Source organism: Streptomyces sp. NPDC127114 (assembly GCF_042677525.1).
Classification (GTDB): domain Bacteria; phylum Actinomycetota; class Actinomycetes; order Streptomycetales; family Streptomycetaceae; genus Streptomyces.
Map to the genome: position 1 here is coordinate 25,486 of NZ_JBHXTJ010000010.1, position 11,384 is coordinate 36,869.

10 protein-coding genes and 1 riboswitch are annotated in these 11,384 nt (G+C 70.4%); of the genes, 4 read left to right on the plus strand and 6 right to left on the minus strand.

Annotation, left to right across the window (positions count from 1 at the left end; all coding sequences use genetic code 11):
• Positions 1-2: 2 nt before the first annotated feature.
• The 6 genes from ACFVGS_RS13075 to ACFVGS_RS13100 all read right to left on the minus strand — a co-directional run bounded on the left by ACFVGS_RS13075 (position 3) and on the right by ACFVGS_RS13100 (position 6,436).
• Entirely contained in the window at positions 3-965 is a 963-nt protein-coding gene (locus ACFVGS_RS13075) for an ABC transporter permease (protein ID WP_384413372.1), read from the minus strand.
• Positions 965-1,969: an ABC transporter permease gene (locus ACFVGS_RS13080; RefSeq protein WP_384413374.1), complete on the minus strand. Its 1,005-nt coding sequence runs from the start codon at positions 1,967-1,969 to the stop codon at positions 965-967. Before ACFVGS_RS13080 ends, ACFVGS_RS13075 begins: the two co-directional genes overlap by 1 nt.
• Positions 1,970-2,062: 93 nt before the next feature.
• Positions 2,063-3,733 carry an ABC transporter substrate-binding protein gene (locus ACFVGS_RS13085; protein ID WP_384413377.1) on the minus strand — a complete coding sequence of 557 codons (1,671 nt, stop codon included), beginning with the start codon at positions 3,731-3,733 and terminating at the stop codon, positions 2,063-2,065.
• A 226-nt stretch (positions 3,734-3,959) separates the two neighbouring features.
• Positions 3,960-4,751 (minus strand): enhanced serine sensitivity protein SseB C-terminal domain-containing protein, encoded by a 792-nt coding sequence (locus tag ACFVGS_RS13090; RefSeq protein WP_385692510.1) that lies wholly within the window; start codon positions 4,749-4,751, stop codon positions 3,960-3,962.
• 113 nt (positions 4,752-4,864) lie between these two features.
• Entirely contained in the window at positions 4,865-5,602 is a 738-nt protein-coding gene (locus ACFVGS_RS13095) for an enhanced serine sensitivity protein SseB (RefSeq protein ID WP_384413383.1), read from the minus strand.
• A 141-nt stretch (positions 5,603-5,743) separates the two neighbouring features.
• Positions 5,744-6,436, minus strand: a complete 693-nt coding sequence (locus ACFVGS_RS13100; protein ID WP_385692511.1) for an AAA family ATPase — start codon at positions 6,434-6,436, stop codon at positions 5,744-5,746.
• Between the two features lie 152 nt (positions 6,437-6,588).
• Positions 6,589-6,700: riboswitch (glycine riboswitch) on the plus strand.
• A 172-nt stretch (positions 6,701-6,872) separates the two neighbouring features.
• Between ACFVGS_RS13100 and gcvT the strand changes: the two genes are divergently transcribed.
• The 4 genes from gcvT (at position 6,873) to ACFVGS_RS13120 (ending at position 11,370) form a co-directional block, all read left to right on the plus strand.
• The gene (gene gcvT / locus ACFVGS_RS13105) at positions 6,873-8,012 is read left to right on the plus strand and encodes a glycine cleavage system aminomethyltransferase GcvT (protein WP_385692512.1); all 1,140 of its coding nucleotides are present in this window, start codon (positions 6,873-6,875) and stop codon (positions 8,010-8,012) included.
• A gap of 123 nt (positions 8,013-8,135) precedes the next feature.
• Positions 8,136-8,519 carry a glycine cleavage system protein GcvH gene (gene gcvH / locus ACFVGS_RS13110; RefSeq protein ID WP_384413392.1) on the plus strand — a complete coding sequence of 128 codons (384 nt, stop codon included), beginning with the start codon at positions 8,136-8,138 and terminating at the stop codon, positions 8,517-8,519.
• A 24-nt stretch (positions 8,520-8,543) separates the two neighbouring features.
• Positions 8,544-9,803, plus strand: a complete 1,260-nt coding sequence (gene glyA, locus ACFVGS_RS13115) for a serine hydroxymethyltransferase (RefSeq protein ID WP_384413395.1) — start codon at positions 8,544-8,546, stop codon at positions 9,801-9,803.
• 181 nt (positions 9,804-9,984) lie between these two features.
• Positions 9,985-11,370 carry an L-serine ammonia-lyase gene (locus ACFVGS_RS13120; protein WP_384413398.1) on the plus strand — a complete coding sequence of 462 codons (1,386 nt, stop codon included), beginning with the start codon at positions 9,985-9,987 and terminating at the stop codon, positions 11,368-11,370.
• The last annotated feature ends 14 nt before the right edge of the window (positions 11,371-11,384 follow it).

The window sequence follows — 11,384 nt, forward strand, 5'->3', positions numbered from 1 at the left end:
GACTAACCTCGCAGCTTCGGGTCGAGCGCTTCGCGCATGGCCTCGCCGAGCAGGGTGAAGCCGAGGGCCGTGACGATGATGCCGACCGCCGGATACACGGACATCATCGGCGCGTTGTCGAAGAACCGCTGCGCCTGGGAGAGCATGACGCCCCACTCCGGGACCGCGGGGTCGGGGTTGCCGAGGCCGAGGTACGACAGCGCGGCCGCCTCGATGATGGCGGTGGCGAGGCTGAGCGTGGCCTGGACGATGACCGGGCTCAGCGAGTTCGGCATGATCTGGGTGAGCACGATGCGCCGCTTGCGGATGCCGAGGGAGCGGGCGGCGAGCACGTAGTCGCTGCGGCCCTGGGCGAGCATCGAGCCGCGCAGCAGGCGGGCGAAGATCGGCACCTGCACCACGCCGACGGCGATCATCACGGTGGTGAGCGACTGGCCCATCACGGCGGCGATGGAGACGGCGAGCAGCAGCGACGGCAGCGCGAGCATGATGTCGGTGATGCGCATGATGAAGGAGTCGATCCGCTGGCCGGAGCGTCCGCCGAGGGTGGCGGCCGCGCCGGAGAGCGCGCCGATGACGGCGCCCGCGATCAGGCCGATGAGCATGGAGACGACGCCGACGAGGAGCGTCTGCCGGGCGCCCACGAGGAACCGGGAGAACAGGTCGCGGCCCAGGTGGTCGAGGCCGAACCAGTTCTCGGCGCGCGCGCCGACGAACCTGCCCTGGTTGGGGAAGACCTCGCCGCGCCAGGTCTGTTCGACCGGCCCGTACGGGGCGACCCAGGGGCCGACGACCGCGACGACCACGAAGAGGGCGATGACGACGGCGCCGATGACGGCCATCTTGCTGGCCCGCAGCCGGCGCAGCGCCTCGCGCCAGAGGCTGGCGCCCGTCGAGTGCTCGGTCTTCGCCGTGAGTTCGGCGAGCCGGTCGATCTTCGACGTGTTGGTGGATATCAGGCTCATCAGTGCACCCGCACCCTCGGATCGATGACGCTGTACAGGAGATCGACCAGCAGGTTGATCAGGACGTACACCATCGCGATGAACATGATGAAGCCGACGAGCACCGGGTAGTCACGGGCGTCGATGGCGGTACGGATGAAGGAACCGATGCCGCCGAAGGAGAAGACGGACTCGGTGAGGACGGCGCCGGAGAGCAGGCTTCCGGTGAGCAGGCCGACGGCGGTGACGACGGGCAGCATCGCGTTGCGCAGGATGTGCCGGCCGCGCACCACGCGGCGCTCGAGGCCCTTGGACTCGGCGGTGCGGACGTAGTCCTCGCCGAGGACCTCCAGGACGCTGGCGCGGGTCATGCGCACGATGACGGCGAGCGGGATGGAGGCGAGGGCGATCGCGGGCAGCACCAGGTGCATGATCGCGTCCCAGCTGGCGTCGAACTCGCCGGTGAGCAGGCCGTCGAGGACGGCGAAACCGGTCACGTCGGTGGCGTCGAGTCCGGTGGACTGGCGGCCGAAGCTGGGGAAGATGCCGAGCTGGACGGCGAAGACGCCCTTGAGGAGCAGGGCGAGGAAGAAGACCGGGATGCAGATGCCGAGCAGCGAGCCGGAGACGGAGGCCACGTCGAGCCAGCCGCCGCGCTTGCGGGCCGCCAGGTAGCCCATCGGGATGCCGACGGCGGTGGCGATGATCATGGCGGCGATGCTGAGTTCCACCGTGGCGGGGAAGCGCAGCACGAACTCGTCCCAGACCGGCTGTCCGGTCTGCACCGAGGTGCCCAGGTCGAGGTTGAGCAGCCGCTTCAGGAAGCGTCCGTACTGGACGTAGACCGGCTGGTCGAGACCCAGCGTGCGGTTGATGCGTGCCACATCGGCTTCGGTCGCCCGCTCGCCCAGGATCGCTGAGGCGGGTCCGCCGGGCAGTCGGTTCAGCCAGAGGAACAGCAGAACCGACAGGCCGAGCAGGGTGGGTATGAGCTGGAGAAGTCGTCGTACGACGAGTCGCAACACCCCGCGTGCCCCTTTCTTGCGTGGTTCGGGAGTCGGATGCGCGGACGCCCGGTCACGGAGGAACGCGTGACCGGGCGGACCGCTTACGGGGTGTTACTTGAAGGAGACCTCGGCGAAGCTCTCCTGCGTGAGCGGGGAGACCTTCGGCGGGACGACGTTCTTGCCGAACGCGATGGCCGGCGGCGAGGACGTCAGCGGGAGACCCGGCAGGTAGTCCATGATCGCCTCGTTGGCGGCCTTGTAGAGGTCGGTCCGCTTGGTCGGGTCGCCCTGGAGCGAGCCCGCCTTCACCGCGTTGAAGACCTTGTCGTCCTTGAAGCCCCACTGCTTGTCGGGCTCGGCGAACCAGGTGCCGATGAAGTTGTAGCCGTCGTTGAAGTCACCGGTCCAGCCCAGCATGTGCAGGGCGCAGGAGCCGGCCTCGACCGCGTCCAGGTAGTCCGGGTTCCACTTCAGCGGCTTCGGGGTGACCTTGATGCCGGCCTTCTCCAGGTCGGCCTTGATCAGCTCGAAGATGTCCTGCGGGGCAGGCATGTACGGGCGGGTGACCTCGGTCGGGTAGCACATCTCGATCGAGAGGTTGCTCGCGCCGGCGGAGGCGAGGAGCTGCTTGGCCTTGGCCGTGTCGAAGGGGTACTTCTTCACGTTCTCGGACCAGCCGGCGACCGTGTCGGGCATGAACTGGGTCGCGACCTTGCCGCCCGCGGGCAGCTGGGTCTTCACGATGTTCTCGCGGTCCACGGCGTGCGCGATGGCCTGGCGGACCTCGGGCTTCTGCAGCGCCGGGTTCTTGGTCTGCGTCATGCCGAGGTAGAGCAGGTTGAAGACGTCACGGGTCGGCACCTTGAAGCCGGCGCTCTCGAGCGTCTTGATGTCGGCGGGCGCGACCAGGTCGTAGCCGTCGATGTCACCGGCCTGGAGCGCCTGACGGCGGCCGTCCTCGGTGTCGATCGTGCGGATGACCAGGTTCTTCACCTTGGCCTTGTCGCCCCAGTAGTCGTCGAAGCGGGTCAGGCTGACTTCCTTGTTGCCCTTGTTCCACTTCGTGATCTTGTACGGGCCGGTGCCGGCGACCGTGCCGGCCTCCTGGCTGTACTTGGGGTACGTGATGGCGTCGCCCTTGGCGCTCGCCTCCTGCTTCTCGTACTCCTTGATCGCCTTCGGCGAGTGGATCGCGAGCGCCTGGAGCGAGAAGCCGCCGGGCAGGTTGGCGGAGGGCTTGAGGACCTCGATGACCGCCGTGTTCTCGTCCTTCGCGGTGCAGGACTTGTAGTTCGGCGCGGGGGCTTCCTTGTCCTCGTTCTTCGCGAAGCCACCCATGATGTCCTGCCAGTAGGTGGAGATCGCGGAGGACTGGTAGGTGCCCTTCCAGTTGAACCAGTGGTCGTAGTTCGCGCAGACCGCGGCGGCGTTGAACGCCTCGCCGTCGTGGAACTTCACGCCCTTGCGCAGGTTGAACGTCCAGACCGTGCCCTCAGGGTTGCTGGACCACTTCTCGGCGAGACCGCCGACCAGCTTGCTGCCGCCGGACTCGTGCTCGAGCAGCGCCTCGAAGGCCTGCCGGGTGACGCGGAAGGTCTCGCCGTCCGCGGCGAGGGCCGGGTCGAGGGAGGCCGGGTCACCGGGGGCACCGAAGACGAAGGTGTCCTTCGCTCCGTCCTTGTCCCCGTCCTTGCCCCGCTCGCTCGCGCAGCCGGTGGCGATGAGGCCGACCGCGAGGGCCGCCGTCAAAGCCCGGGCTGACCGGGACGTGAATATTCGCATGGGTCCACCCCTGGGTCGCCATGTGTGGTCGGTCTGACCGGCCGAACGCTACTGGCGAGTGACGCGGCAGAGAACAGTCCGCATAGCGGTGATATCAAGCTGAGACCCGGACAGTTGGCAAATCGGGCGGATGCGGGACATCGCAGCGTCGCCGTCCGAAAGCGGAGCCAAAACCTCAGCTCGGCAAGGCATTTCGGCAAGGTTTCCGCGGGGTTTCCGGGACGGCTCAGCGGTGGTGCGCGGGCGGGTAGCCGTATCCCGACTGGTGAGACGCGGCGGCCGGTCCGGCGGCGTGCGCGTCCCGGTCGTAGAACGGACGGGCGTGGGCGTACAGCCACATCGCGACCGGGTCGTACGTGTCGGACATGGCCACCGTGGAGACGGGCAGCCCGTCGGGGACGGCGGCGACCGTCTGGTGCATCATCGCCCGGACCGCCTCGACGGAGGCCGGCGAGGAGTCGTACAGGTCGAGGCCGATGGCGAGGTACGGGGAGCCGAGCGCGGGCTGCACCCAGGCGCGGCGCAGCGAGCGGACGGCCGGGGTGCGGTGGGCGTTCTGCGTGAGCAGCGCGTAGAACTGCGGGATCTCGACGGCGGGTTCGGACAGCCGCAGCGGTCCCGCGGGCATCCGGTCCAGGCCGGTGGCGATGCGGCGCAGGTCGGCCCACGGGATGCCGACGCCCCCGCCGGGCGCGTGGGGATTCAGCCAGATGCCCCAGCGGTCGGGGAAGAGGGCGCGGGCGATCTCGATGCCGGTGACGAGCTCGTGGGCGCGGTTCCAGCCGGAGGCGGCGAGCTCCTGGGCGGAGGTGACGCACGGCGCGTAGCCGTAGCCGTCGACCTCCATGTTGCCGTACTGGGCGTCGGGCGAGCCGGGGGTGCCCTGCCAGAGCAGCATCCACACGTCGGAGCCGGCCAGGGCGTGCAGCAGCTGCTCGTAGGCGTCGTGACGCCCGGGTGCCACCTGGCGCAGCATGTGCTCGACCTGTCCGGTCTCGGCGGTGCCTGACGCGCTCACCGTGGGTCCCGCCCCTCTTTCGTACGGCTCGGCTCGTGGATCGGTTCGGCTCGGGGTTCAGCGTGGGTACTGCTGGAGGTCCGACTGGAAGTTCAGCTTAAACGGGGGGTCTGTCACACGGCGGCGCGCTGGAAGAAGGGGCGCACCTTGTCCAGCATCCAGTCGCCGACCGGGTCCTGGGCCACGTCGAGCAGGATGAGGTTGACCGGCCAGGCGACCTCGACGCGGCCGAGGGCCCGGCCGAGGGCGTCGAGCGGCGCGTTCCGGTCGGCTTCGGGGCCGGTGAGCTGGACGCCGACGAAGAGGGCGGGTTCGGTGCCCTCGACGCTGGCGAGGGCGCGGCGGGCGGAGTGGACGACGCCGGTGGCCTCGAACTCGGCGGAGGCGGCGGCGAGGAAGTCGACCGGGTCGTCCTGCCAGTCGGGCTCGAAGAGGCGGACCCGGCCGCCGGTCGCCGGCCCGTCGAGGGCGGTGCGGCCGGTCCGGCAGAGCTCGGCCACGGCGGGCGGCGGGAGCGGGACGCCGACGGTGCCGCCGGGGTTCACGGCGATGCCGAGCTGCGGCGGCAGGCCGCGGGCGAAGTCGCGGGCCGGGGCGACGGTGTACGACATGTGGGCGCCGACGCAGGCGAGGAACTGCTGCTCGGAGCTGAAGACGGGCACGTAGGCGCCGCCCTCGATCTCCATGGTGGGCAGGTCGAGGTCGGTGCTGTCGGGTCCGCCGCCGTTGGGCAGCGGCACCCAGATCGGGCTGCGGCCGAGGACCTCGACGAGACGGCCTCCGGCGGAGGGGTTGCCGAGGGAGGCGGCCAGTACTTCCTCGAGCTCATTGCCCGGCCACGTCACGTCCACGGTCCTCGTCGTCCCCTTTCCCGGCCCTTTCGCGGCCCTTTCCCGGCACCCGGCGCGGATCCGCCGGACAGGCCGTATGCACCTTAATGGCGCTCCGGCGGCCCTGTGACCGGAAAGGACGCCCGAAGGGGCCGGAGTGGTTCACGCCACGTCGCGGAATCCGATCTTCCGCAGGGTGTCGGCGGCAGCGCGGTCGAGCAGGGTGACGGAGGCGCAGCCGGGTGGCAGCGCGCCCGCCTCGGCGGTCCGCACCAGACGGCTCACCGCGCGACGGTGCCGGGCGAAGGCGTACGAGGAGACGCCGCGGCCGCGCTCCCGCTGGCCGGCCCGGGCGGTGCCGGGGTCGACGTCGAGCAGGATGAGGTGCAGTGCGACGCCGCGTCTGCGGGCCTCGCGGGCGAGCCAGCCGCGCACCCAGGACTGGGTGCCGCAGTCGTGGACGATCACCCCGGCGCCGGTGCGCAGGGCGCGGCGCAGACCCGCGTAGTGGGCGATCCGGGCGAACGGGCGGTAGACGGCGTAGGGCAGGAAGCGGGGCAGCCGCTGCTCCCAGCGCTCCCGGGTGTGCTGGGAGTCGACGGCCCGGCCCTCGGCGGCCCGGCTCATCAGCGTGGACTTCCCGGCGCCGGGCAGCCCGGAGACGACCACGACGTCGCCCGCCGCGTACGTCAGCACGCGGGGGCTGCGGCCCTCGCGCTCGCGCAGGTCGCGCAGCAGCCGCGCGCGGCGCCGGGTGCGGGCGCGCTCGCGCGTGCGGGCCCGGGCGACCGCCCGCTGGGGCGGTATCCCGGTGTTCGTGGCCGCGGCCGCGACACCGGTGCGCTGGATCGTCATCGCTTCTCCCCCTGTCGGGTCTGCGGAGACCCTTGCCCACGAAGTGTAAAGAGACGGTAATGCGGCACAAGCGATTTGCCGCGCGGATCCGCCGTGCAATGATGAGCGCGCCACGCGCTCGCCCGAGCGCGCACAACCGCATACCGGCCGCTCGAATCCGCGCGGGAGAGTTCCGGTCGCCGGCGCAGTCGCGCCGCGTCGCCCGGGCGCCGAAGGAGCAAGTACCTCCCTTGAATCTCTCAGGCCCCGTACCGCGTGGATGAGGCAGATCTGAAAAGCGGGTCGCGCCGTCGCGTCCCCACCCAAGGTGCAAGCCGAACTCTCGGTGACGAGATGCTCTCGGTGAACCTCTCAGGTTCCATGACAGATGGGGAGGAACGTCCTCACCGTCTTGTCATGTCGTGCCCTGCACGCCCTGGGACCCGGGAGCCACCCGATGAGCACTGCCCCCCGTCTGACCGCCCTCGACGCGCTGCACCGTTCACTGGGCGCGACCATGACCGACTTCGCGGGCTGGGACATGCCGCTGCGGTACGGCAGCGAGCGCGACGAGCACAACGCCGTCCGCACCAAGGCCGGCCTCTTCGACCTCTCCCACATGGGCGAGATCACCGTCACCGGGCCGCAGGCCGCGGAACTGCTCGACTTCGCCCTGGTGGGGAACATCTCCACGATCGGCCCCGGCCGAGCCCGCTACACGATGATCTGCCAGGAGGACGGCGGCATCCTCGACGACCTGATCGTCTACCGCCTCGGCGAGACCGAGGCCGGGTCCTCTCACTACATGGTCGTCGCCAACGCCTCCAACGCCCAGGTCGTCCTCGACGCGCTCGTGGCCCGCTCGGGGGGATTCGACGCCGAGGTCCGCGACGATCGCGACGCGTACGCGCTGATCGCCGTCCAGGGCCCGGAGTCCCCCGGCATCCTCAAGCAGCTCACCGACGCCGACCTGGACGGCCTGAAGTACTACGCGGGCCTCCCGGGCACCGTCGCCGGCGTCCCCGCCCTGATCGCCCGCACCGGCTACACGGGTGAGGACGGCTTCGAGCTGTTCCTGAAGCCGGAGCACGCCGAGGGCGTGTGGCAGGCGCTCTCCGAGGCGGGCCGGGGCGTCGGTCTGATCCCCTGCGGCCTGTCCTGCCGCGACACGCTCCGCCTGGAGGCGGGCATGCCGCTGTACGGCCACGAGCTGACCACCGCGCTCACGCCCTTCGACGCCGGGCTCGGCCGGGTCGTCAAGTTCGAGAAGACCACGAACGAGGGCCGCTTCGTCGGCCGCGAGGCGCTGGAGAAGGCCGCCGAGCGCGCCGAGACCGCCCCGCCGCGCAAGCTGGTCGGCCTGGTCGCCGAGGGCCGCCGGGTGCCCCGCGCCGGCATGTCCGTGGTCGCGAACGGCGAGGTCGTCGGCGAGATCACCTCCGGCGCCCCGTCCCCGACCCTCGGCAAGCCGATCGCCATGGCGTACGTGGACGCGGCCTTCGCCGAGCCCGGCACGGAGGGCGTCGGCGTCGACATCCGCGGCGCGCACGAGCCGTACACGGTCGTGGCGCTGCCGTTCTACAAGCGCCAGAAGTGACCATGGGGCCGAGGCCCCTCCGGCACCGGACATGAGCCGGACGTGACGCATCCGTCTCAGTCCGTGTCTCACCCCGTAAGACCCACGTTCATCAGTACTCCCCCGATCCAGGAGAATCAGGTCATGAGCAACCCCCAGCAGCTGCGCTACAGCAAGGAGCACGAGTGGCTGTCGGCCGTCGAGGACGGCGTCGCCACGGTCGGCATCACCGAGCACGCGGCGAACGCGCTCGGCGACATCGTGTACGTCCAGCTCCCCGCGGTCGGTGACACCGTGACCGAGGGCGAGTCCTGTGGCGAGCTGGAGTCGACCAAGTCCGTCAGCGAGCTGTACGCCCCTGTGTCCGGCGAGGTCGTCGAGGCCAACCAGGACGTCGTGGACGACCCGGCGCTGGTGAACACCGCCCCGTTCGAGGGCGGCTGGCTGTTCAAGGTGCGCCTCTCCGACGAGAGCCAGGCCGACGCCCTGCTCAGCGCCGACGAGTACACCGCCTTCACCGCCGGCTAACCGAGACCCCCTAGGGATCGATTCATGTCGCTTCTGAACACCCCTCTCCACGAGCTGGACCCGGACGTCGCCGCCGCCGTCGACGCCGAGCTCCGCCGCCAGCAGTCCACCCTCGAGATGATCGCCTCGGAGAACTTCGCTCCGGTCGCGGTCATGGAGGCCCAGGGCTCGGTCCTCACCAACAAGTACGCCGAGGGCTACCCGGGCCGCCGCTACTACGGCGGCTGCGAGCACGTCGACGTGGCCGAGCAGATCGCGATCGACCGGATCAAGGACCTGTTCGGCGCCGAGTACGCCAACGTGCAGCCGCACTCCGGCGCCTCCGCCAACCAGGCCGCGCTGTTCGCGATCGCCCAGCCCGGCGACACGATCCTCGGCCTCGACCTGGCGCACGGCGGCCACCTCACCCACGGCATGCGCCTGAACTTCTCCGGCAAGCAGTTCAACGTGGTCGCGTACCACGTGGACGAGGCCGGCCTGGTGGACATGGCCGAGGTCGAGCGCCTCGCCAAGGAGCACCGTCCGAAGGTGATCATCGCCGGCTGGTCGGCGTACCCGCGTCAGTTGGACTTCGCCGAGTTCCGCCGGATCGCCGACGAGGTCGAGGCGTACCTGTGGGTCGACATGGCCCACTTCGCCGGCCTGGTCGCCGCCGGTCTGCACCCGAACCCGGTCGAGTACGCGGACGTGGTGACCTCCACCACGCACAAGACGCTCGGCGGCCCGCGCGGCGGCATCATCCTGGCGAAGAAGGAGTTCGCGAAGAAGCTGAACTCCTCGGTCTTCCCCGGCTTCCAGGGCGGCCCGCTGGAGCACGTGATCGCGGCCAAGGCCGTCTCCTTCAAGGTCGCCGCCTCGGAGGAGTTCAAGGAGCGCCAGCAGCGCACGCTGGACGGTGCCCGGATCATCGCCGAGCGCCTGGTCCAGGACGACGTCACGCAGCACGGCGTCTCCGTCCTGTCCGGCGGCACGGACGTCCACCTGCTCCTCGTCGACCTGCGCGACAGCGAGCTGGACGGCCAGCAGGCCGAGGACCGCCTCCACGAGGTGGGCATCACGGTCAACCGGAACGCCGTTCCGAACGACCCGCGCCCGCCGATGGTCACCTCCGGCCTGCGCATCGGCACGCCGGCCCTCGCCACCCGCGGCTTCCAGGCCGAGGACTTCCGCGAGGTCGCCGACATCATCGCCGAGACGCTGAAGCCCGGCTTCGACGCCGAGGCTCTGAAGGCCCGCGTGACCGCTCTGGCCGAGAAGCACCCGCTGTACCCCGGCCTGAAGTAATTTCGTACCCTTTAGTTCCAGGGTTCGTTCGTACGAAAGCTCCGGGGCACCACGCACACTGGACGGTGAGTGTGGTGCCCCACCGCTTTGCGCCCCCTCACCACGCCCCGTCCCGCTCTTCCTGCTTGTTCTTCTGCACCACCCCGGCAGACAACGGCGTCCAGCCCCACAAGGAGTCCCCGTGGCCATCTCGGTCTTCGACCTGTTCTCGATCGGCATCGGTCCGTCGAGCTCCCACACGGTGGGCCCGATGCGCGCGGCCCGGATGTTCGCCCGCCGGCTGAAGAACGAGGGGCTGCTCGCCCACACGGCGGCGATACGGGCGGAGCTGTACGGCTCGCTCGGCGCCACCGGCCACGGCCACGGCACCCCGAAGGCGGTCCTGCTCGGCCTGGAGGGCCACTCGCCCCGCACGGTGGACGTGGAGACCGCCGACGACGAGTTCGAGCGGATCAAGGAGAGCGGCCGGATCAACCTGCTCGGCGCCCACGAGATCCCGTTCTCGTTCGACGACGACCTGATCCTGCACCGCCGCAAGGCGCTGCCGTACCACGCCAACGGCATGACGGTCTTCGCGTACGACGCCGAGGGCGCGCTGGTCCTGGAGAAGACCTACTACTCGGTGGGCGGCGGCTTCGTCGTCGACGAGGACGCGGTCGCGGGCGAGAGCCCGATCATCCCGGACGACACGGTCCTGAAGTACCCCTTCCGCACGGGCGACGAGCTCCTCCGCCTCACCAAGGAGACGGGCCTGTCCATCTCCTCCCTGATGCTGGAGAACGAGAAGGCCTGGCGCACGGAGACGGAGATCCGCGAGGGGCTCCTGGAGATCTGGCGCGTGATGCAGGCCTGCGTCTCGCGCGGCATGTCCCGCGAGGGCATCCTGCCGGGCGGCCTGAAGGTCCGCCGCCGCGCCGCGACCTCGGCCCGCAAGCTGCGCTCCGAGGGCGACCCGGCCGCGCACGCGATGGAGTGGATCACTCTGTACGCGATGGCCGTGAACGAGGAGAACGCGGCGGGCGGCCGCGTGGTCACCGCCCCGACGAACGGTGCGGCGGGCATCATCCCGGCGGTCCTGCACTACTACATGAACTTCGGGGCCGGCGGGGCCTCGGAAGCGGAGAAGGAGGACGGCGTGGTCCGCTTCCTCCTCGCCGCCGGCGCCATCGGCATGCTCTTCAAGGAGAACGCCTCCATCTCCGGCGCCGAGGTGGGCTGCCAGGGCGAGGTCGGCTCCGCCTGCTCCATGGCGGCCGGCGCCCTCGCCGAGGTCCTGGGCGGCTCCCCCGAGCAGGTCGAGAACGCCGCCGAGATCGGCATGGAACACAACCTGGGCCTCACCTGCGACCCGGTCGGCGGCCTGGTCCAGATCCCGTGCATCGAGCGCAACGGCATGGCGGCGGTCAAGGCCGTCACGGCGGCGAAGATGTCGATGCGCGGCGACGGCAGCCACCTGGTCTCGCTCGACAAGGTCATCAAGACCATGAAGGAGACGGGCGCGGACATGAGCGTGAAGTACAAGGAGACGGCGCGGGGCGGCCTCGCGGTGAACATCATCGAGTGCTGACGCGGCCCACCGAG